We start from the raw sequence: 22,623 nt of genomic DNA, 5'->3' as shown, positions 1-22,623 counted from the left end.
AGCGCACTGATAATAACCGCATGGAGTTCAGCGACAAGTTCAACTAGTATTGGCCGTTATAACGATCTGGCATTGATGCTTACCTATGGCCACACCTGCTTTAGAGTACAGCGCCGCCTCTCACCCAGGGTTGGTGCGTGACAATAATGAGGACTGCTTCCTAAGCCAACCGGAGTCCGGACTCTGGTTGGTGGCAGATGGCATGGGTGGCCATGAAGCGGGGGAAGTCGCCAGTGCTATCGTGCGCGATACCCTGTCCCATCGCCTGCACGACAACCCGGACATCCCTATCGACCAGGCGGTACAGGCAGCGCATCGCGCTATCCTGGAGTCGGCCTCCCAGGGTATTGGTGTTTCCGGCATGGGATCAACCCTGGTTGCCCTCAAGGCCAACAACAACAAATACCAGGTTGCCTGGGTCGGCGACAGCCGCGCCTACCTGTGGACCCCCGGCCAGGAAACTGGGCATCTGGAGCAGATCAGCACCGATCATTCCTACGTCCAGTTGCTGGTGGAAAAAGGCATTATTCGCCCCGAAGAGGCAGACAACCACCCCGAAAAAAACATCATCACCCAATGCCTGGGGATGCAGGAACTGCCCCAGGTCAAAGTGGATGTCATTGAAGGCCAGTGGCAAAAAAACCAGTGGATACTCCTGTGCAGCGATGGCCTGACCGATGAAGTGAGCGATAAGACCATCGCACAAATCCTGAGCACAGCGGGCACCCCCAATGCCGCTGTCGACCAGTTACTGCATGCAGCACTGACCAGTGGCGGGCGCGACAACATTACCTTGCAAATTATCGAATCCCCCCTGCATAGCAAACCATGGCTTGACCACCTCTGGCCCTGGGTGCCCTACCTGACCGGCAGGAGACACCTGGATGCCTGGATTTTTGGCAGCGCACTGGCAGCTTTGCTGGGCTTGCTCTATTACGTATTGGCACCTTGAGCCGGAGCGAAGAAGGATGAAGTACGAGAACCCCTGACACGATGGCATTACAAATACCCGGATATAGAGTCATTCGGAAGATCAACCAGGGCGGGATGTCCACGGTGTACCTCACGATCCAGATCAGTGTGGGGCGTGTGGTCGCACTCAAGGTGATGAACCCCCAGTTCAATAGCGATCCGGCCTTTAGCGAACGCTTCCAGCGTGAAGCCAATATCGTCGGGCAGTTATCCCATCCTAATATCGTGTCGATTTACGATATTGGCCGCCACGAAGACCTCAACTACATCGCCATGGACTACCTGCCCAATGGCACTGTCCACGACAAGATGACCACGGGCATCAGCGGCGAGGATGCCCTGCGCATTACCCGTGAAATTGCCAGCGCCCTGGATCATGCCCACGAGAAAGGTTACATCCATCGCGACATCAAACCGGAAAACATCCTCTTCCGCGCCGACAACTCTGCCGTGTTATCCGACTTTGGCGTAGCGCGCAGCATGGCGCTCAGCTCGCGCATGACCCAGGTGGGGACGGTTGTCGGCACGCCCCACTATATGAGCCCCGAGCAGACCAAAGGTAAGCCGGTGGATGGCCGCTCGGACTTGTACAGCCTTGGTGTCGTCCTCTTCGAAATGCTAACCGGCAGTGTTCCCTACCAGGGAGACGAAGCGGTGACCATCGCGTTGAAGCATATAAGCGCCCCCATTCCCAAATTGCCTCTGCAATACCTGGCCTACCAGAAGCTGATCGACAAACTGCTCGCCAAAGACCCGGAGCAGCGTTTCCAGCGCGGTCGCGACCTGGTTGCGGCCATTGAAGAATTGGAAAAGTCCGCAGGCCAGGTCAGCCTCAGTGCGCCAACCCATCCGGTGGACATGAGTGTGATTACCCTGGCCAGCGCCCTGCTCAATGCCACCCTCAATGCCTTGCGCTGGCGCTGGAACCGTTTATGCAGCCTGCGCTGGCAACCGGGGCGTGGCTTTTATTTACGCCAACCCACCAAGGTCACTGAGATCTTTTTTAATGAACAGCAGGAAGCACTTGAGAACAGCCGCCAGGCCCGCGATGAGCAGGAAACCCGTGTACACGCCAGTCTGGAGCGCACTGCACGCCTGGGGCCAGGACTACTGTTGGCGGCAGGTATAGTCGCGCTTGCCGGTGCCAGCGTCTACTGGGGCTTTAACGCCTCAAACGATGAAACGGCCCCAATAGAATCCATGGCCCGTACAGCAGTCTCGTCTGCCAATGGGGCAACCACTGTGGCTTCCGAGACGACCACCGTTGAAGCAGTGATCCCACCCACTGGCGAAAGCCTTGCTGATGCTAGCGAAACCTCATCCATCGCGGTCGAAAATGCCCTGCCGGAAACTCAAGTTGATGCAGCAGCCGTATCGAGCGAGACAGCCCCGGCGTTGGAAGATCAGGCCCAGGAAGAAAAAATCATTACCTATGCGCTGGAGGTCTTGCCGGTTCCCGCCAATGCCCGGGTCAGGATCATGAATATCCCGGAGCGCTACCAACCCGGCATGCTCCTGCCCGCGGGTCGCTACGACCTCGAGGTCAGCCACCCCGGTTATGACACCTACCGCAACTGGATCGACCTTAACGACCAAAGCCTGACAGCCAATATCACCCTCAAACCCAGTATCAAACCCGGCACCGAATTAACCAGTACCCTGACCGCTGCCATTCGCAGCCAGGGACCGGAAATGATCAGCATCCCCGCCGGCAGCTTTTACATGGGCGATAAAAACGACACTATTGCCATGCCGGTACGCCGTATCAGCCTGCGCGCCTTTGCCATCAGCAAATACGAAATTACCTTTGACGATTACGATATCTTTGCCCAGGCAACCAATCGCGCCCTGCCCGGCGATAACAAGTGGGGACGCGGCAATCGCCCTGCCATCAATATCTCCTACGAAGACGCCCTCGCCTATACCACCTGGCTTAGCCAAACCACTGGCAAGCGCTACCGCCTGCCGACCGAGGCCGAATGGGAATATGTTGCCCGCGCCAACAGCCAGACCCGCTACTGGTGGGGCGATGACGAGCGCGACGGTGCCGGCCGCGCCAATTGCCGCCGTGGCTGCAACAGCAAGTTTTCAGGGTTGTTTGGCAGCAAGACAGCGCCGGTTGGCAGCTACCCGGCCAATGGTTTCGGTGTATTCGATACCGCCGGCAATGTGAGTGAGTGGGTTCAGGATTGCTATACAGATAACTACAGCCTTGCGCCTAAAAACGGCCAGGCTTACGAGGTAAAAAACTGCCAGGCCCGTGTGGTGCGTGGCGGCTCAGCCAAGCACAATATCCAGCAACTGGGCAGTGCCATCCGCGACTACTACCCGCCCAGTGTGTTTAGTGAGCATCTCGGTTTCCGCGTGGTGATGGAGCTCTAGGCTATCACCCTCTCCTTCCCGGGCATCATGGGTATTGGCAGAAAACCACTATTCTGCCGGGAGTCAGGCCAACCATAACGCCATCGCATCCTGCCATGTCCGGAAACGTGCGCCTAATCCGGGATCATCCATTGGTGTAAACACCTCTTCGCGCAGCGCCGGTCGCCAGGCAGGCGGCATGGCCGCCGCCAGGAATGCCATCCCCTGCGCGGTTGCATCCGCATTTTCCGCACGCCTGACCCTGACACCCACCAGGTTGGCAATACGCTGGCACATACCATCGGCGCGGCTTAATCCGCCGCTGATAACAATCTCGTGCAGTTCCCCCGAGGTATTCATCAAACGCACATTAACCACAATCTGGAAAATGACAGACTCCAGCCAGGCGAGCACTTTTTCCTCGCCATTGGCAGTATTGCCCCATTGTGAGTGCAGGTCAGTCCGCCAATAGGGAGCGCTCAAGCCACCCACAGCATTGAGCAGGTAGCAATTTGCCGCCGGATCGCGTTCGAGCAGTTGCTGGATAAGCACGGGGGTAATCTCCATTCCAGCTTGCTCCTGCACAAAAGCAATGGCCGAGGCGGCACCATTGACCGTTGCCTCCCAGGCATACAAGGGCGCAGACCCAAGGCTGCCAGGCACCTCTGTCGCATAGCAGGTTGGCGAAGATAGCTCTATGGCCTCCTGGCGGGCACGCGCTTCCGGCAACCATAGCGGACTCACCAGCAAACCATCCGGCACCAGCAGGCTCGCACTCAGGCGTTGGATAAAAGCACCGGTTCCCATATTGATATAGCAGGTATGCCGGTCAGGTAATCCCCCTGCAAACAGGGAAGCGCCCTGGTCGCGAGTTGCTGCTGTGATGGGAATAACCTGTCCTGCAAGCGTCAACCCACCAAAGCGACTGTTATGGGAATAGCATGGAGGCAGGCAGGATTTATCCAATCCGAAACGATCTGACAGGAATTCATCCCAGTCCCGCTGCTGCAAATTCCACAGCAGGGTGCGCTGGGCATGGCCGGGATCAACAGCATCGGCCCCCTCTGACAGATGCCACAACAGGTAGCTAAAAATCGGGCCAATGCGCAAACGCCCCGCGGCCTTGGCCGCAGTGACGGCGGGTAAATGCTCCAGGCACCAGCGCATTTTACTGGCGCCATAGTGGGGTGAGAGGCGCAATCCCGTCCGTTGCTGCACCTGGGTATGGGTTAAGCCGGTTGCCGCCAGATAGGGCTCACCGCGAATATCCTGCCAGCTTAATACCGGTGACAGGGCTTCACCGGTTTGGCGGTCCCAGCACAGCAGCGAAGAGCCCTGCCCGGCAAAACCGGCGGCACGAATCTGCCCTACCCCTGTACCCAGGCGTTCGCCAACCCGCGCCAGGCACTGACGAACACCCGCCAGGATTTCCACAGGATCCTGCTCAATATGGGTATAGCGGGACGCCTCCGGCTGGTAATGGCGAGTTGTACAGGGCGCAGATTCGCTCAGTAACAATTCACCGCTGGCAGTAAACACTGCCACCCGGCTACTTTGGCCGCCCTGGTCTATGGCGAGGTACAAAGGGGAAGATGAATCAGGCATCATGGAACAGGCTCATAGGAATCAATAAGCCAAGTGTAGCGAAGCTATGGCCTCTCTTTTCCGACTCAATCGGCATTTTCCATTCGGATCACTACAGCGGCAAGAGAGGCAGGAATCGCAGGGATTAATCCCCGGATTGGGGGTTGGGAATAAACGTGCCGTAGGGAAACTGGGCTATTTTGTCGCTGCCGCCTTTGATCTCGCTGATTTTGGCAGGCCCTTCTTTCTCCACTTCATCAATGCGCACAATCGAATGCATGGGGATATAGGAACGCTTGACACCGGCAAACTCGTTTTTGAGTTTTTCTTCGGCCGGATCTACCAGCAATTGGCTGCGCTCACCAAAGACAAACTCCTCAATTTCGATAAAACCGTACATCTCGCTCTGGTAAATCGCAGAACAAAAAACTTCGTACACCTGACCCTGGTTGAGAAAGATCACTTTGTATACAGGTTTGGCCGCCATAAGACTCTCTAAACAGTAAAATTACGCTTGAAACAGTGAAATACATGCCGCCGGACCAGCCCGGCAAAGGGCGCGCAGGATACCACAAGTTTTTCCTATTCTCGCCCCGCCTGGGCAATTTTTATACAGACAAGCCAATCCATTGTGCTATTACCTAATCAAGCCAATGCCCTGTTTACAGAGATACTCCCTCCTTGGCAGCGAGCAACGCAGTAACACGGCACCGGGTTAAACCGCTATACTGCGCGCCCTTTTTCACCGGATCGGTATTCACGTCCATGAACTTTGCAGCCCTGGGCCTTGCGCCCGAACTGTTACGCGCCGTAAAACGCTGCGGCTTTCAACAGCTGACGCCGGTACAGGAGCAGGCCATTCCGCCCGCCCGCCGCGGCCGGGACCTGCTGGTAACGGCGCAAACCGGCACCGGCAAAACCGCTGCGTTTGGCTTTCCCCTCTTACAGCAACTGCTGGAAAAACCCCGCGCCACCCAACCGGGCCACACGCGAGCGCTGGTCCTGGCTCCTACCCGCGAACTGGTAGAACAGGTTGCCGACAACCTCCAGCAATATGCCCATTTCACCTCGCTCACGATTGCTGCTGTCTATGGCGGGGTAAAACACAGCAGCCAGGCCAACAAATTACAAGCGGGCCTGGATGTGCTCGTGGCGACACCCGGCCGCCTGCTGGAACATGTGGAACTGGGTAATATCAACCTGCAACAGGTTGAGTTCCTGGTACTGGATGAAGCCGACCGCATGCTGGATATGGGATTTGTTGGCGAGATCAGCAAGTTACTCAACGGCATGGGCAAAAAACCGCAAATCCTGTTTTTCTCCGCCACCCTGACCCAATCCGTCACCACCTTGGCGAAAGAAATACTGGCGCGCCCACTCAGCGTTGCCGTTTCCAAGCGCAATGCGGTTGCCGATACCGTGGAGCACCTGCTTTACCCGGTAGACCAGGCACGCAAATACGAGCTTTTCATGGAGCTGCTGCGTACCCATAACTGGTTTCAGGTCATGGTGTTTTCCAGCACACGGGAAGAAGCTGACAAACTGATTAATGCCCTTAAGGAAGATAATGTCGAAGGTGCAGTGATCCACTCAGAGAAAACCCAGGGCGCACGCCGCCGCGCGCTCAAGGAATTCAAGGAGGGGAAATTACAAGTGCTGGTCGCAACCGAAGTGGCCGCACGCGGGCTTGATATCCAGGGGCTGGATTATGTCGTTAACCTGGATTTGCCGTTCTTTATCGAGGACTACGTACACCGTGTAGGCCGCACCGGCCGCGCCGGCAGCAAAGGCATAGCCATATCATTGGTATCTGCCAGTGATGAGCCCAAGGTTGCCCTGATTGAAAAGGCCATAGGCACCAAAATCAAGCGCGTCAAAATCAAAGGCTTTGAGGTGACTGAATCCGCGGTGGACAGCACTAAACCCAAAAGTCGATTCGCCAAGGCCACAGACACCAAAGCCCAGGCCAAGGCAGCACCGGCCAAAAAAGCCCCCAAGGCCAATGGCCGCCCGGCCAGGCCAAAAGCCAAGACCAGCACCAAAGCGGCTGCCAAAAGCGGCGCGAAAGCCAGCCGGTCCACGCAACACTCCGCTAAAAAGCCACGCAGCCGTTAAGCCCATACCGACATAAAAGGCATGGAGTTATCCCCATGCCTTTTAACGGTGTTACCCTGTTTGCTACCCAAAATCAGGCCGTGGTCGACAGGCCGGATACCTGCTCCGTCTCACGGGCGTCAAAAGCTTGCCAGGAGCGGTAAATCCTTGCCCGGAACCGGCTTTTTCAATCCAATCTATAGGCTTAGCCCCTTGCTTGACCTATAATGCGCGCCGATTTTTGCATAATTTTTACGCGCCTCCGCCCTTTAGGTTGTTTTCATGTCCGCCACCCAAACACCAACCAAAAAGCTGTACATCAAAACCCACGGTTGCCAGATGAACGAATACGATTCCAATCGTATGCGCGACCTTCTGGGCGAATCGCATAACATGGTGGCAACTGAGAACCCTGAAGAAGCCGATGTTATCCTGATCAATACCTGCTCTATCCGCGAAAAAGCCCAGGAAAAACTCTTTCACGAATTGGGCCGCTGGAAAAATCTGAAAAAGCAAAACCCCGAATTGATCATTGGTGTGGGCGGCTGTGTCGCCAGCCAGGAGGGCGCAGCCATTGCCGAGCGGGCGCCCTATGTAGACCTGATTTTTGGCCCCCAAACCCTGCACCGCCTGCCGGAGATGATGGAAACCAAAAAAAGCAACGGCGTGGTGGTTGTCGACATTAGCTTCCCGGAAATTGAAAAGTTCGACAAATTACCCCAACCCGATGCCGATGGCGTCAGCGCCTTTGTCTCCATCATGGAAGGCTGCTCCAAGTACTGTACCTTTTGTGTGGTGCCCTATACCCGCGGTGAAGAAGTCAGTCGGCCGGTGGCCGATGTGATGGCGGAGGTGATACACCTTGCCAAACAGGGTGTGCGCGAAGTCAACCTGCTGGGCCAGAACGTTAACGCTTATCGCGGCGCTGCCGCCGATGGCACGATTGTCGACCTGGCGGAATTGATTACCTATATCGCCGCCGTGGATGGTATCGACCGTATTCGCTTCACTACCTCACACCCGGTAGAGTTTACCGATGCCCTGATCGAGGTCTATAACCAGGTCCCCGAATTGGTAAGCCATCTGCACTTGCCCGTACAAAGTGGTTCCGACCGTATTTTGATGGCCATGAAACGCGGACATACCGTGCTGGAATACAAATCCAAGTTGCGCCGGATCAAAAAGAATCGTCCCAATATCAGTTTTTCCTCAGATTTTATTATCGGCTTCCCCGGTGAAACCGATGCAGACTTTGAGGCAACCATGAAACTGATCCACGATATGGAATTCGATACCTCCTTTAGCTTCATCTACAGTCCGCGCCCCGGGACTCCGGCAGCTGACCTGCCCGATGACACACCGGAAGAAGTGAAAAAACAGCGCCTGGCGATTCTGCAAGACCGTATTACCCAGCAAGCCATGGCGATCAGCCGTCGCATGGTGGGTAACACCGAGCGCATTTTGGTAAGTGGCTACTCCAAGAAAGACCCTGGCCAGCTATCTGGCCGTACCGAGAATAATCGCGTGGTAAACTTCCGCTGTGATAATCCGGCGTTGATCGGCAAGTTTGCTGATGTATTAATCGAGGAAGCCCTGCCCAATTCGTTGCGCGGTTCGCTCATTGCCTCGGAACTGGATCAGGATTGGCACTGACTCATTGCCGAACCTTTTCTGTTAACCGCATGACGAAGAAACAGATCGCATGATGAAACTGAACAAGGATTATTTATGGCCAATCGTAGGTTTGGCCGCTGTTGTATTTTCCGCCTGGCTGCTATACCACCAGCTGCGGGACATCTCGCTGGACGATATCCTCGACAGCCTCTATGCCATACCCCTTAGCGGCTGGGCACTGGCAGCCCTCGCGACCCTTGTCGCCTATGCGGCACTGGCAGGCTACGACCGATTGGCATTAATCCACTTGCGCAAACGTATCTCCTGGGGATTTATCACCGCCGCCTCCTTTACTGCCTACGCCATTGGCCACAACATTGGCGCATCCGTCTTCTCCGGTGCCGTTGTGCGCTATCGCGCCTACAGCTCAAAAGGCTTAAGCGCTACCGAAGTCGGTGTATTGGTAGCTTTTTGCTCTTTTACCTTTGCGCTCGGCTCTATTTTGCTTGGCGGGGTTGTGCTATTGATTGAGCCAGCCCTGGTCAATCGTTTCTTTGAGGATTTACCCCTGTGGGTACCGATTCTCTGCGGACTGCTGATGCTTGGCCTGGTGGCGCTCTACGTCATTGGCAGCAGCCTGAAACTGAAATCCCTGCGCTTTCGCAAGGTCAAGCTGCAATATCCCCGCATGCCTATCGTGCTGCGCCAACTGATTATCGGCCCACTGGAGCTGATCGGCGCCGCAGCCATCATTTACTTCGCACTGCCGGAAGCCAGTAATCCCGGCTTCCTGTTGGTGCTGGGCATTTTTCTGGCCTCCTTCTCGGCTGCCCTGGTATCCCACGCTCCCGGCGGGTTAGGGGTATTAGAGGTGGTTTTCCTGATAGCACTCCCGGATGTGAACCCGGCAGATGTTATAGCAGCCCTGCTGGTATTCCGGTTGTTCTATCTGTTGATTCCATTGGCTATTTCTCTGGTGATGGTACTCTTTTTTGAACATGACCAATGGCTGCGCCGCTGGCAGCCAAAACGCCCCCCTCCGGAACAATAATTTCCCCAATCAGCTACCTATTAACCGGTCTTCCCCGGGGGTAGCCCCTGCCGAAAAACCATAAAACAGCAAATGAGGCTTTTACCTTCGCAATGAATGGGGTAGGCTAAACCTTAACGTCAGCTGAAAGAGATTCCCCCCCGTTTTGAATAGTCACGTTAGTGGCGGCCTGGACACACAGGTTGCGCCCGATTCACCAGCAAGCGTCACCCGGCAGCTAACCCTGGAACCTAGCGATAGCCGCCGCCTGGCAAACCTGAACGGCCTGCTCGGCCAGCATCTGCGCCAAATTGAAGAACGCCTCCACATCGAAATCCGCCACCGCGGCAATCATTTCGAGCTGGTGGGCGCAGCTACCCCAACCCGTGCCGCAGAAGCCCTGATCAGCAGCCTCTATCGCGCTACTGCCGATACCGAACTCACCCCCGATGAAGTCCACCTGGCGCTGCAAAGCTCAGGCATTGAGGAGCTTATGGAACAACTCGATAAGGCTGAAGCCAGCCAACACTTGAATAATGGCCTGACCGCTGAAGCCAAAGTCCAGGACGATGACAGTACCACGACGCTGATCCGCACCAAGAAAGCCACGATTAAACCGCGCGGCCTCAACCAGCAGCGTTATGTACGCGCGGTACAGCGCAACGACATCAATTTTGGTATTGGCCCTGCCGGTACCGGAAAAACCTACCTGGCTGTCGCCTGTGCGGTAGAGTCCCTGCTGAAAAACGAAATCGAACGCATCCTGCTGGTTCGCCCGGCAGTAGAAGCCGGCGAAAAACTGGGTTTCCTGCCCGGCGACCTGACCCAAAAGGTCGATCCCTACCTGCGCCCGCTCTACGACGCCCTGTATGAGATGCTGGGTTTTGAGGCAGTCGGCAAGCTGATTGAACGCGGCGTTATCGAAATCGCGCCCCTCGCCTTTATGCGCGGACGCACCTTGAACAACTCCTTTGTGATCCTCGATGAAAGCCAAAATACAACCCGTGAACAGATGAAAATGTTCCTCACCCGTATCGGTTTCGGCACCACGGCAGTCATCACCGGTGACCCAACCCAGATCGACTTGCCGCGCGGCATGGCCTCTGGCCTGCGTCACGCCATTGAAGTGCTCGACAATGTGCATGGCATCAGCTTTACCCACTTTACCTCGAAAGATGTGGTGCGCCACCCCATAGTGCAGCGCATTGTGGAGGCCTATGATGCCTACGAGGAAAACAACCCCAAACACAATGGCTTTTAAGCCAGGGCGCCATGAGCAAGTATCAAATAGATATTGAAATCAACAGCGCCAGCCAGCAGTTACCCAGCGAGGAGCATATCCGGCAGTGGATAAGCACCGCTCTTGATAGCCAGCAGCTGGATGAAGCCGAAGTCAGTGTGTATATCGTGGATACCGATGAAGGCCGCGACCTGAACCGTGAATACCGCGAGCGCGACTATGCCACCAATGTGCTGTCGTTTCCGGCAGATATTCCTCCCGAAGTGGAGATTCCCCTGCTCGGTGATCTGGTGGTATGTGCCCCGGTTGTCGAACACGAAGCTGATGAGCAACACAAGCCACTGGATGCCCATTGGGCACATATGTTGATCCACGGCAGTTTGCACTTACTCGGCTATGACCATATTGACAATGATGAGGCCGAAACCATGGAAGCCCTGGAAACCCAACTCCTGGCAAGGCTGGGATATGCAGACCCATACGATGAGGCCTCCTATCCCGAAGCCATTCCCACAAACCCGGCGCCCAGGCGCCAGGCCAGCAGCAGTGCTGGCCATATAGAATAACCCCTTCAGGAACACCACCATGTCGGACGATCACCCGAGTAGTTTCACCTCTGAAAAAGCCGAAAAACACGAGCGATCCTGGCTCGATAAATTACTCCATGCCTTCAGCACCGAACCCAAATCCCGCGATGAATTGCTGGAAATTATTAAGGATGCGGCCGATAACCACCTGCTTGACCCGGAAGCGGTGAGTATTATTGAGGGCGCGATGGATGTCTCCTCACTCCACGCGCGCGAAATCATGGTGCCGCGTTCACAGATCACCGCCATTCGCCTGGATTGCACCCCGGAAGAAGTCCTGCAACAAGTGATCGAATCCGGCCACTCCCGCTATCCGGTAATCGGCGAAAACCTCGATGATGTACGCGGCATTTTACTCGCCAAGGACTTGCTTCCCCTCGCCCTCAAAGGCACAGAAAACTTTAATATCGAATCTATCCTGCGCCCGGCAAACATTGTGCCCGAGGGCAAGCGTGTAAACGTACTGCTGCGCGAATTCCGCGAAAACCGCTACCACATGGCCTTGGTACTGGATGAGTATGGCGGTATCTCCGGTCTGCTAACCATTGAAGATATCCTTGAAGAGATCGTGGGCGAAATTGAAGACGAGACCGATGAAGACGAGGAGGTCACGGACTTTATCCGCCAGGTGAGCGACACCGATTACATTGTAAAGGCCCTGGCGCCTATTGAAGACTTTAACGAGTATTTCAAAACCCATTTTAGCGATGAGGATTTCGACACTATCGGCGGTATTTTGATGCAGGAATTCGGGCATTTGCCCAAGCGCAATGAAGTGGCCCAAATTGGCCCCATGCGTTTCCGCGTACTCTATGCCGACAACCGCCAAATCCATTTGTTGCGGTTGACGATAGTTGGCGATGAAGATTAAGGTTGCGCCTGGCTATCGACAAAAAATCCCGCCCACCCTGGCGGGATTTTTTATAGGAAACGATAAATGAAAACACAACTGCTCGCCCTGCCCCGGTGGCAAGCCCTGCTGCTGGCGCTACTCAGCGGCAGCCTTATCACCCTTGGTTTTGCGCCTTTCGGCCTATGGCCCATTGCCGTTATTGCTCTTACCCTGTTTGCGCTCCTGCTGAAAGACCAGCCCCTGAACCAGGTCATCTGGCGCAGCTTTGTGTTTGGCATTGGCCTTTACGCGGCAGGTATTCACTGGATTTATGTCAGCATCCATTACTTCGGCGGCGCCTCACCCCTATTGTCTGCGCTGTTGGTGTTGTTATTTGCTGCCTTTATGGCCGCTATTTTTACCCTTCCGTTCTACCTGTTTGGGCGCTGGTTTAACCATCATTCGCTCGCATTGATAATCGCCCTGCCCGCCTGTTGGCTGCTGGGTGAATGGATGCGCACCTGGCTCCTGACCGGATTTCCCTGGCTCTTTATCGGCTATGCACACCTGGATACCTGGCTCAGCGGTTGGGCACCCGTTGCCGGCGTAATGGGCTTGAGTGTTATCAGTGTGTTTACCAGTGGCCTGATCGCACAATGGTTGTGGCAATACCAAAAATCCCGCGCCCTGATTATTGCCAGCGGTGCCTGCATTGCCTTTTGGATCGCAGGAGCCGCCTTAAAAACTATCACCTGGGCAGAGCCGGATGAACAATTTATCAGTGTAGGCATGGTGCAACCCAACGTGGATCAAAGTACCAAACTGAATTGGGATTACGCTGCGGTTAATGCGAGCCTCAACCAACTGCGCGACATGAGTGAAAACCTGTGGACCAACAACTGGGTCATCTGGCCCGAAGCGGCCATTCCAACGGCACTCACCTACCAAACTGCACTGCCCTTCCTCGAAGAGATGAATACCCGTGCCGCACAGTCCAATGCAGCCCTGTTCACCGGCGTGATATTTGCCGACCGCGAGCGCAACCATTATTACAACTCGATCGCCGGACTCGGCGAAGGACTCGGCTTTTACCATAAACGCCGCCTGGTTCCCTTTGGCGAATATGTCCCCCTGGAAGACTATGTGCGCGGACTTATTGAATTTTTCGATTTGCCGACATCGTTTATCAATATTGGCCCGCGCGAGCAGCACGGTTTGATCGCCCATGGAATTCGTATTACCCCCGCTATTTGTTACGAAATTGTCTACCCGGATTTGATCGCCGAAGGCGCGCGTGAAACCCAGGTTTTGCTCAGTGTTAACAACCTCGGATGGTTCCTCGATTCAATCCAGTCCAAGCAGTTTATGCAAATGGCACAAATGCGCGCGCTGGAAACTGGCCGCTATCTGATTTACAGCACCAACAATGGCCCCAGCGCCATTATTGACAACAAAGGCAAGATACTCAGCCATAGCGATTCCTTTACGGAGCAAACCTTCACCGGCCAAATACATCCGGTCAAAGACTGGACCCCGTTTATGGCGATTGGCAGCGGCCCCCTGGCACTGCTTGCGTCCATCGCCCTGCTGGCACTGGCATTCCCACGGCTGCAGGAGCTGATTCCCGGAGCGCAGGCAAAGCGCGACTGAACCAGCATATTGAATGTCATAGCAAGAACGGTACTGCCTTGGCGCTGGATAATCGCTAGAGTAGTACCTGACCTTAAGTACCTGGACTTACTTGCACTGACCGCCATGACGCCACAGCCCACTGATTCACCAGACCCACGATGGCACCTGTTGAATGACGCCTCAGCAGAAGGACAATTTTTCTACGCCGTGATTACCACGGGTATCTATTGTCGCCCTGGCTGTCCATCGCGGCGCCCCAATCCCGATAATGTGCGCTTTTTTCCTTCACCTGACGCGGCACAAGCCGCCGGGTTTCGTCCGTGCAAGCGCTGCCACCCGCAGCGGGATACCCCGGATAGCCTGATACAGGAACGCATCACAGCCCTGTGCCGCTTTATCGAGAATGCAGATGGGGAGCCCAGCCTGCAGGAGATGGCGAATTACGCCGGTCTCAGCCGTTATCACCTGCATCGTTTATTCAGACAAGTCACTGGATTGACCCCCAAAGCCTATGCCAAAGCCAGCCAACAGGGAGCCAATCAACACCACAACCCATATAGGGGAAAGCTGCCTATGAATATTGAGTTTGCCCTGGACCATTCTTCTTTAGGGCTGGTGCTGGTCGCCCGAACCGAGAAAGGCGTTTGCGCCATTTTGCTGGGCGACCAGGAAGATACCCTGGTCGAGGATGTGCAGCGGCGCTTCCCTCACGCCAGCTTGCACGCCAGCCGCCAATTAGCGAAAGAACTGGCAGCCATCATTGCCTATATAGAACAACCATCGCGCACACTGGATTTACCCCTGGATATTCGCGGAACCCTGTTCCAGCAAAAGGTATGGCAAGCCTTACGTGAAATTCCGGCGGGCGAAACCCGCAGCTATAAAGCCATTGCCGGGCACCTGGGCTCCCCGGATGCCGTGCGTGCGGTTGCCGGTGCCTGTGCAGCCAACCCACTGGGATTAGCCATCCCCTGCCATCGTGTCGTGCGCAGCGACGGTGGTCTGTCAGGCTATCGCTGGGGTGTGGAACGCAAGCGGGAACTTTTAAAGCGCGAAGCAAAGGCAGCGGGTAAAAATCCGTAGAGCGGCGGGTATGGAGCCCGGTTCGACCCCATACCCTGCCGTATGGCCAATTATGGATTGACTGGCGTCAGCGCCTGGACAGCCGCAACCAGGTATACCAGGGGTGCATTCCAGTTAATGGCAATTTCGTTACTGGCATAGCTGCAGTAATGATCCAGGTAGGACCTGGCTGTCACGGCGGAGGGATAAGATACCGGGCAGTCACTCCTATCCTGTTGCCCCGGGTTAGGCCCGCCTGCGACAAAACCGGGAATCGGAGCCTCAATGCCATCAGCCTCCGAAGGGCGATGGTGTGGGTGCAAGGTTGAGCGGGTGCCAAATCCGGTTACCTGGGCAATATTGGTAGCGTTGCGCCCAAGCACGTAATCGAGCATGGACTGGGCCGCATCCAGATAGCGCCGCTCACCGCTCAGGCGATAGGCCTGAACCAGCACAATTCCCTGATTAAGCGCAACAGAATTGCTGCCCCATACAAAGTGATTGGTCTGCATGCTTACCCGGTAGGCAGAAGCCTGCCATGTATTGTGCAGGCTATTCGCCAGGCCAGTCACTCTGCTTGCGATCAAATCCTGATCGGCAAGGTCGGTCAGGTTATCGCGGTGATGCGCCAGTGATATCCAGGCCAAACCACGCACATCCCCCCAGGAAGATACGGTATTTTCCGTCCCGGCTGCATTCATCGCCGTGTAATAGCTATCGTCCCCGGTAGTGATATAGAGCTCCGCTGCCGCCCAGGCAAACTCATCCGCCAGGCTGCGATCGCCATATTCCCCGGTGCGGATATCTGCAGGCTGAACATAAAAGACCGCCGGATTGGTTTGTGCCCAGGCCCAGGCAGATTCAGCGGCTTCACGCATCTGTGCAGCCAGGCCGGGGCGTTGTGCTTCATAGGCAGCAAACACACGGCTTGCCGTCGCCATGACTGCCGCAAAATCCAGTGCCGCCGCCGTGGTTTTCTGGACGACATAACGCTGGCTGGTAGCCTGATGGGGCATCACCGTACCGTCAAAGTTCTTATTGGTGAGCTTATGGTAGACACCACCATCATGCGGATCCTGCATGGTGAGCATCCACTCAAGATTCCACAGGATCTCATCCAGCAGATCGGGCATATCGTCGTTGCTCTCGGGAATATTCAAGTTCTGCTCATTGAATAACAGCGGAAAATGCTCGTAAGCCGCCAGCAAGGTGTAAGTAGATATGCCAGAGTTGACGATATATTTGTTGTAGTCACCCGCGTCATACCAGCCCTTGGGGCTGGAAATCACCGTACCCTCAGGCCGCGCCTGGCTGGCCGCCGAGCCATGTACATACACCTGGGTATCCGGGTGTCCAGCCTGGCGCGCATATATACCCGCATGCTGACTTAACAGGGCGGTGCCGGCACGGTTGTAATAGAACGCTTTGATACTGGCTGCCGCCAAATCCCTGTAGACCTCAGTCCCTATCGGGAAGGAATGGGAATCTTCCACCCCCTCCACGCGTAACTGATATATGCCCGGCTCGGTAATACCGGAAAAATCAGCCAGTTTTACCCGCTCTTGCGCAGGTACCCAATTGGCTGCCGAAGTTAACTCCCCGCTATACACAACCCTGTGCGTATCGCTATCCAATAATTGGAACGCCGTTGCTGCCACCTCAGGAACCACGGCCAGTTTGGATGCTGCCGGAAGAAATCCCACCTGGTTCAGCTTGATCAGGCCCAGGTTAACGACAGAACTGCTAGCCGCACTGGATGCAGGACTTGAGACTACCGAGCTGGTAGACGAAGAGCCAGTAACCGGTTTTGCGGTTCCACCACCGCTGCCACAACCTGCAACCAACAAGGGCAACAACGCCAGGGAGAAGATCGAACAGGGTTTGCTCAATAGCGAATAGGCTTTTACAAATAGACAGGTACGCCAGCAGGCGACAGTTTTTGCGACAGGCATAGAGGGCTCCGGAGAGGTGCCGATAGCGCAGCGTCCATTGCCTGGCAAGGCAGTAGATGATGTAACAAGTGGCTTATCGGACCCGTTTTGTTATCAGTATGATTGCTGTTGAACGTCTGACCAGGTTGCCGAACAGACCCGGTTTTTGCGCGCCACGTTAATCAATCCTTCAAATCTATCTTTCAAAAGTGGGCGAGACGCTCCCGGATTCTGCGTCAGTGCCCACCAGGGATCAAAGGGATAATACTTTCTTTACAAAGGGAATCGTCAGCTTGCGCTGCTCGGCCAGGGAAGCCTGATCCAGGCGCTGCAACTGGCAGAAGAGTTCATTGGTATCGCGCGGCAGGCGCTGGATAATAAATTGCGCCACTTCGTCATTCAGCTCCAGGCCGCGCGCGCGCGCGCGCTTTTGCAACGCCTGCTGCTTGTCCTCATCACTCAGGCTATGGACCTGGTAGGTGACTCCCCATTGCAAGCGGGAGCGCAAGTCTTCCAGTTGCAACGGTAATTCCCGCGGGCTCTGCTCCGCTGCCACCAACAACTTTTTACCGCCATCGCGCAGCGCGTTATACAGGTTGAAAATGGCCAGCTCCCAGTCGCCACGCCCGGCAATTGATGTCAGGCAATCGAGGCAGACCAGATCCAGTGCTTCCAACCCTACAAACAACTCTGCCGGGGCATAACCCGCCATATCGCGCAATGGCAAATACTGGATAGATTGTCCCAGGGTTTGTGCGTAGTGGCAGCTGGCCTGCAACAGATGTGTCAGACCGGCACCCGGTGCGCCCCACAGATACACAAAAGCCTCGGCCTTGCCTTCTACCTGGCGACGCAAGCCATCAACAACCAGGGCATTATGGTGCTGCGAAGCAGGTGCATAAAAATTGTCAAAGGTGGCATCATCGTTAAGGCTGACCCCGAGGGACAGCTGCCGGGGTGCATAGGTCACCATCACCGCACCTATTTTAACCAGAGGTAATGAATCGGGTTTTCAAACGAACCAGGCTCCGGGCCAGTCACTGCCGGGGAGTGTGACGTGTCTGCCAGGCCAGCCTCACCGCCCATCAAGGCATCCAGTTGTGCCGCCAATTCAGCCTCATCCTCTGCACTGACCGGTGTGGAGGATTCCGTTGCCGCCTGCCCGTTTAACCACGCAATCAGGCTGGCTGGATCCTGAGGGCGCATACGCTTTGCCAGTGCCAGGGTACTGACCAGTAAGCGGGTGTCCCCCTCAATTTCCAAGCCGACCAGTAATCCCTCAGCAGTAACGCGTAGAACTTCCATTTGTTTGACCATAGCCAGGCCAGCCAAATAGGCTTGTGCCTCTTTGAAAGCACCGAAGTGATTAACCCCTTCAATGCGCAAAACCAGCTCTCGCGGTCCATGATCGCTAGGCATGATGGCGTACTGGTTGGCAAAGGCATCTGCCATATCGTCCGCCACGCGGTTAAACAGGTCTGGCAACAGGGTAAATTCACCCCTGTAGGCGCTGTGATCATCGCCCTGCAGCAATTGCCAATCGCCCACCCATGGGCCCTGGGGTGCCGGGATATCCGCTGTAGCCGCGGGCTCCTCCGCCGTCAAAAACAGCGACTCTTGTTCAACACTGGCTTTCGGAGGGTTTGCACCAGAAGGCTCACGCTCTAAAACAGCATCAAAATTTGTCGGGGGAACTCCCCCGATAGAAGTTGGGGTATAGCGCAGCACAAGCACAGCGTCTGCCTTATAACGCAGGGAAGCCAATTGGAGGGCCGTGTATTTAAAAGCCCAGGCATCATCGGCAGAGAGTACCAGTTGATCCTCTATATCATTATGCGGAAAAACTAATGGTAAACCGCGATAATCCGCGCGGGCCTTGAGTGCAGCCAGGACTTCGGGAGCCAACTCAAAGCGGGTACCCGCCGCATCCTTTACGACAGGCCAGACCAACACCTGTGGGCGCTGTGCCGGCCACAAGGGCAACTGCGCATCACGCAGCAATTTTTCAATACCTTCGGGAGAATAATTGAGCTGCAAGGCTATCGCCTTGAGGCTTTTTTCCCCCTCCTGGATACGCGCATCGGTTGAGTGGTAGCTAAAACCAAACAAATAATGCTGCGCATTGGGAATCGCTGACTGCACCAGTGGATGCCCAAGGGCACTGGTTTGCCCGGATACCCGCACAATGACCTCGCCCAACGTGGCCCGCGCCGCACGATTGCGCTCTGCCTCCGATTGGTTTTTCACCAGGGTACTAGCCTTGTAGATATCCAGTGTCTTGCCTGCAAGGCTGGGGTTAGACCACAGCATAAAGACACTAAAAAGACATAAAAAGCGGGTAAAAAGCCGTAAAAATAGCGATACCAAGCTCATAAATAGCAGATCCAGAATCAACCCAAGCCTCGCCGCATGCCGGGACAAATACTGCGGCAAGAGGCACAAAGGCGCGCATTGTAACAGGCTTGAAAGCCGGGGCGGCAGAAGGGTTTCGCAAAGCGGTCACGCAAACCCCATCAAGGCCTGAACTCTGGTTCTGCACGCAACTACAGAAGCTGCTAGAATGGCCGCCTTTTTTGACTCTCCCACCGTTTTTCTAAGCTGCGAGCCTGACCCCATGAGCGAACAAACCCCCACTCCCTCACTGAGCTACAAAGATGCCGGCGTTGATATTGATGCAGGAGATGCGCTGGTTGAGCGCATCAAAAGTGTCGCCAAACGCACCCGTCGCCCAGAGGTGATGGCTGGCTTGGGAGGCTTTGCAGCCCTGTGTGAAATACCTGCCGGTTACCGCCAACCGGTATTGGTTTCCGGCACTGACGGTGTAGGCACCAAGCTACGCCTGGCCATGAATTTACAAAAGCACGACACCATCGGTGTCGACCTGGTGGCCATGTGCGTTAACGACCTGGTAGTCACTGGTGCCGAGCCGCTCTTCTTCCTCGACTACTACGCCACCGGTAAATTGAATGTAGATGTAGCCGCCTCGGTGATTACCGGTATTGGCGATGGCTGCGCACAGGCAGGCTGCGCACTGGTAGGCGGCGAAACTGCTGAAATGCCCGGCATGTACGAGGGGGAAGACTACGACCTGGCCGGCTTCTGTGTTGGTGTGGTTGAAAAATCCGAGATCATCGATGGCAGCAAAGTACAGGAAGGCGATGCCCTGATTGCCATTCCCTCCAGCGGCCCTCACTCCAATGGATACTCGTTGATCCGCAAAATCATTGACGTCAGCAAAGCAGACCTGAATCAGGATTGCGGCGGTCGTCCATTGGCTGACGCCCTGATGGAACCCACGCGCATCTATGTCAAAACGGTTCTCAAACTGATCAAAGAAAGCCAGGTTAACGCCTTGGCCCATATTACCGGTGGCGGCCTGACTGAAAATATCCCGCGCGTTATTCCCGAGAACTGTAAAGCGGTAATCAACACCCAAAGCTGGACACTCCCCCCTGTCTTCCAATGGTTGCAAAAGGCCGGTAACGTTCAAATGCGCGAAATGTACCGCACCTTCAACTGCGGTGTAGGCATGGTGATCGCTGTTCCTGCCACCGCCAAAGCCCAGGCGCTGGCACTGTTGCAATCCCTGGGCGAAAACGCCTTTGAAATTGGCTACATTGCCAAAGCCGGCGGGGAAGAGCACCAGGTAGAGCTGCAAGGTTTTTAATTCATGAGTGGAACCAACAAAGCTGCCAAGCCTTTGCGTGTTGTAGTACTGATCTCCGGCAGCGGCAGTAACCTGCAAGCACTGATCGACGCCAAAAACAAGGGCGAGCTCCCTATCGAAATAGCCGCTGTTATCAGCAATTGCCCGGATGTTCAAGGCTTGGCCAGAGCAGCCAAAGCTGGTATTCCCACCCTGGTACTGGACCACAAAACCTACGCCAGCCGGGAAGCCTTCGACCGGGCGCTTATGGCCGCCATTGATGCCTATACCCCCGGCCTGGTAGTCCTTGCCGGTTTTATGCGCATACTGACAGCGGGGTTTACCGAGCATTACCTGGGGCGCATGCTGAACATCCACCCATCCCTACTACCCAAGTTCCAAGGGCTTCATACCCACCAGCGCGCTATTGATGCTGGTGAAACCCGCCACGGCGTTACCGTTCACTTTGTCACCGCTGAACTGGATGGTGGGCCAGCCTGTGTTCAGGCAAGTGTTCCCATACTCCCGACTGACGATGCCGGTTTACTCGCCAAACGCGTGCAGCGCCAGGAACATGTGATATACCCACTTGCGGTGAAATGGTTTGCGGAAGGCAAATTATCCATGGAGCAGGGCAAAGCATGGCTGAATGGCGAACTTTTACCGGCATCCGGCTTTCAAATCGAAAGCCAGGAACCCTGATCGGTACCCCCGCCAAGCCCATAGTTAAGGAGTTTTTATGTCGCACTTTCGTTTATGGTTAGGCCTATCACTGCTCGTATTAAGCCAGCTGGCATTAGCAACCAAGCCGCAACCGGCAGCACAGCCGATGCTATTTGATAATGAATACAAAACCAAACTCTATGGCTTCAATATCACCGTCACCAATCGCCTGAGTAAAAACAGCGACTCAGGATACGACCTGCTATTCAAGTTTGATTCCATGCTTGGCAGCATTACCGAAACCAGCCATCTGCAATGGGATAACCACAAAAAGCTGGTTATTCCGCAACACTATGTTTACAAGCGCCGTGGACTCGGCAAGAACCGCGATGCGGACCTGCGCTTTGATTGGAACAAAAAAACGGTTTCCAATTATGTACAAAAATCCAACTGGCAAATGAATGTCGTTGAGCGCGTACAGGATAAGTTGAGCTACCAACTACAACTGCAACAGGACTTCCTGCGCAGCGATGCCAAACGCGTCACTTACAAAATTGCCGACGGCGGACACCTAAAGGAATTTATTTTTGAAAAAATAGCAGAAGAAACCCTGGACACCCCACTGGGCAAGGTTAAAACCATCAAAATCAAACGTAGCCGGGAAGATGACGACCGGGTAACCCATGCCTGGCTGGCAACGGATTGGAACAATCTGCTGGTGCGCCTTGAACAGATTGAAAAAGGTGATTCCTATACCATCAACATCACCAAGGCCAGCCTGAACGGCAAGCCGATTGAGAAGTTTTAACGTCAACAACGCGCATCTTTCGGGATGCTTATACTCACCTACAAAGAAGGTTATCTATGAATATCTCCGATGATTGCGTAGCCAGTTTTCACTATACCCTGACCGATAACACCGGCAAGGTCCTCGATTCATCACAGGGCCAGGAGCCACTGTCTTATTTGCACGGTGCCAGCAATATTATTCCCGGCCTTGAAGCGGCACTTTCCGGTAAAGCTGTTGGTGACAAGCTCACAGTAGCCGTTAACGCAGCGGATGCTTATGGTTTGCGCAATGATGATTTGGTGCAGGAGCTGCCCTCCAGCATGTTCAGCGGCATCGACCAAATCGAAGTGGGCATGGAGTTTCACGCAGAGACCGAGCATGGCCTTCAAGTTGTTACCGTCACCAAGGTAGATGGCGATCAGGTTACCATTGATGGCAACCACCCATTGGCCGGCATAGACCTGAACTTTGATGTAGAAATTACCGAAGTACGTGCCGCCACCGAAGAAGAACTAAGCCACGGCCACGCACACGGTGCCGGTGGACATCACCACCACTAAGGCCCAATAGAAATAGAACGCATAC

At 55.1% G+C, this 22,623-nt stretch carries 19 protein-coding genes; 14 read left to right on the top strand and 5 right to left on the bottom strand.

Going from position 1 to position 22,623, the window contains the following annotated elements:
• Nucleotides 1-85 precede the first annotated feature (85 nt).
• Entirely contained in the window at nucleotides 86-952 is an 867-nt protein-coding gene (locus CJA_RS08020; protein ID WP_012487270.1) for a PP2C family protein-serine/threonine phosphatase, read from the top strand.
• A gap of 41 nt (nucleotides 953-993) precedes the next feature.
• Nucleotides 994-3,354, top strand: coding sequence for a bifunctional serine/threonine-protein kinase/formylglycine-generating enzyme family protein (locus tag CJA_RS08015; RefSeq protein ID WP_012487269.1), 2,361 nt, complete (start codon nucleotides 994-996; stop codon nucleotides 3,352-3,354).
• 63 nt (nucleotides 3,355-3,417) lie between these two features.
• Here the strand turns inward: CJA_RS08015 and CJA_RS08010 are convergent, their stop codons facing one another.
• Both CJA_RS08010 and CJA_RS08005 read right to left on the bottom strand, forming a co-directional pair.
• Entirely contained in the window at nucleotides 3,418-4,941 is a 1,524-nt protein-coding gene (locus CJA_RS08010) for an FGGY family carbohydrate kinase (protein WP_012487268.1), read from the bottom strand.
• Nucleotides 4,942-5,062: 121 nt separating this feature from the next.
• The gene (locus CJA_RS08005) at nucleotides 5,063-5,404 is read right to left on the bottom strand and encodes a DUF1820 family protein (protein WP_012487267.1); all 342 of its coding nucleotides are present in this window, start codon (nucleotides 5,402-5,404) and stop codon (nucleotides 5,063-5,065) included.
• Nucleotides 5,405-5,682: 278 nt separating this feature from the next.
• Between CJA_RS08005 and CJA_RS08000 the strand changes: the two genes are divergently transcribed.
• From CJA_RS08000 to CJA_RS07965, 8 genes are all read left to right on the top strand, one after another.
• Entirely contained in the window at nucleotides 5,683-7,032 is a 1,350-nt protein-coding gene (locus CJA_RS08000; protein ID WP_041551313.1) for a DEAD/DEAH box helicase, read from the top strand.
• A gap of 261 nt (nucleotides 7,033-7,293) precedes the next feature.
• Nucleotides 7,294-8,664, top strand: coding sequence for a tRNA (N6-isopentenyl adenosine(37)-C2)-methylthiotransferase MiaB (gene miaB, locus CJA_RS07995; RefSeq protein ID WP_012487264.1), 1,371 nt, complete (start codon nucleotides 7,294-7,296; stop codon nucleotides 8,662-8,664).
• Nucleotides 8,665-8,713: 49 nt separating this feature from the next.
• On the top strand, nucleotides 8,714-9,676 hold the full coding sequence (locus tag CJA_RS07990; RefSeq protein ID WP_012487263.1) for a lysylphosphatidylglycerol synthase transmembrane domain-containing protein: 963 nt from the start codon (nucleotides 8,714-8,716) through the stop codon (nucleotides 9,674-9,676).
• Between the two features lie 145 nt (nucleotides 9,677-9,821).
• Entirely contained in the window at nucleotides 9,822-10,916 is a 1,095-nt protein-coding gene (locus CJA_RS07985; protein ID WP_012487262.1) for a PhoH family protein, read from the top strand.
• Between the two features lie 11 nt (nucleotides 10,917-10,927).
• The gene (gene ybeY / locus CJA_RS07980) at nucleotides 10,928-11,461 is read left to right on the top strand and encodes an rRNA maturation RNase YbeY (RefSeq protein ID WP_012487261.1); all 534 of its coding nucleotides are present in this window, start codon (nucleotides 10,928-10,930) and stop codon (nucleotides 11,459-11,461) included.
• Between the two features lie 19 nt (nucleotides 11,462-11,480).
• Nucleotides 11,481-12,353 carry an HlyC/CorC family transporter gene (locus CJA_RS07975; RefSeq protein WP_012487260.1) on the top strand — a complete coding sequence of 291 codons (873 nt, stop codon included), beginning with the start codon at nucleotides 11,481-11,483 and terminating at the stop codon, nucleotides 12,351-12,353.
• 66 nt (nucleotides 12,354-12,419) lie between these two features.
• Entirely contained in the window at nucleotides 12,420-13,964 is a 1,545-nt protein-coding gene (gene lnt / locus CJA_RS07970) for an apolipoprotein N-acyltransferase (protein ID WP_012487259.1), read from the top strand.
• A gap of 150 nt (nucleotides 13,965-14,114) precedes the next feature.
• A complete protein-coding gene (locus tag CJA_RS07965; protein WP_202944185.1) occupies nucleotides 14,115-15,029 on the top strand; it encodes a bifunctional transcriptional activator/DNA repair enzyme AdaA in 915 nt (304 codons plus the stop codon).
• Between the two features lie 50 nt (nucleotides 15,030-15,079).
• Here CJA_RS07965 and CJA_RS07960 read toward each other — a convergent pair whose 3' ends face one another.
• From CJA_RS07960 to CJA_RS18645, 3 genes are all read right to left on the bottom strand, one after another.
• Nucleotides 15,080-16,960, bottom strand: coding sequence for a glycoside hydrolase family 9 protein (locus tag CJA_RS07960; RefSeq protein WP_012487257.1), 1,881 nt, complete (start codon nucleotides 16,958-16,960; stop codon nucleotides 15,080-15,082).
• A 232-nt stretch (nucleotides 16,961-17,192) separates the two neighbouring features.
• On the bottom strand, nucleotides 17,193-17,912 hold the full coding sequence (gene hda, locus CJA_RS07955) for a DnaA regulatory inactivator Hda (protein ID WP_012487256.1): 720 nt from the start codon (nucleotides 17,910-17,912) through the stop codon (nucleotides 17,193-17,195).
• Between the two features lie 8 nt (nucleotides 17,913-17,920).
• Nucleotides 17,921-19,312 carry a DUF2066 domain-containing protein gene (locus CJA_RS18645; RefSeq protein ID WP_083766846.1) on the bottom strand — a complete coding sequence of 464 codons (1,392 nt, stop codon included), beginning with the start codon at nucleotides 19,310-19,312 and terminating at the stop codon, nucleotides 17,921-17,923.
• Between the two features lie 241 nt (nucleotides 19,313-19,553).
• Here CJA_RS18645 and purM point away from each other — a divergent pair, with 241 nt between their 5' ends.
• From purM to CJA_RS07930, 4 genes are read left to right on the top strand one after another with little or no spacing between them, the layout of a single operon-like run.
• Entirely contained in the window at nucleotides 19,554-20,606 is a 1,053-nt protein-coding gene (gene purM / locus CJA_RS07945; protein ID WP_041552114.1) for a phosphoribosylformylglycinamidine cyclo-ligase, read from the top strand.
• Between the two features lie 3 nt (nucleotides 20,607-20,609).
• On the top strand, nucleotides 20,610-21,287 hold the full coding sequence (purN, locus tag CJA_RS07940) for a phosphoribosylglycinamide formyltransferase (RefSeq protein ID WP_012487253.1): 678 nt from the start codon (nucleotides 20,610-20,612) through the stop codon (nucleotides 21,285-21,287).
• 37 nt (nucleotides 21,288-21,324) lie between these two features.
• Entirely contained in the window at nucleotides 21,325-22,056 is a 732-nt protein-coding gene (locus CJA_RS07935; RefSeq protein WP_012487252.1) for a DUF3108 domain-containing protein, read from the top strand.
• Between the two features lie 56 nt (nucleotides 22,057-22,112).
• On the top strand, nucleotides 22,113-22,598 hold the full coding sequence (locus CJA_RS07930) for an FKBP-type peptidyl-prolyl cis-trans isomerase (protein ID WP_012487251.1): 486 nt from the start codon (nucleotides 22,113-22,115) through the stop codon (nucleotides 22,596-22,598).
• Nucleotides 22,599-22,623: the final 25 nt, after the last annotated feature.

It is taken from the genome of Cellvibrio japonicus Ueda107, from assembly GCF_000019225.1.
Classification (GTDB): Bacteria; Pseudomonadota; Gammaproteobacteria; order Pseudomonadales; family Cellvibrionaceae; genus Cellvibrio; species Cellvibrio japonicus.
This window is presented reverse-complemented; position numbering and strand designations above follow the sequence as displayed.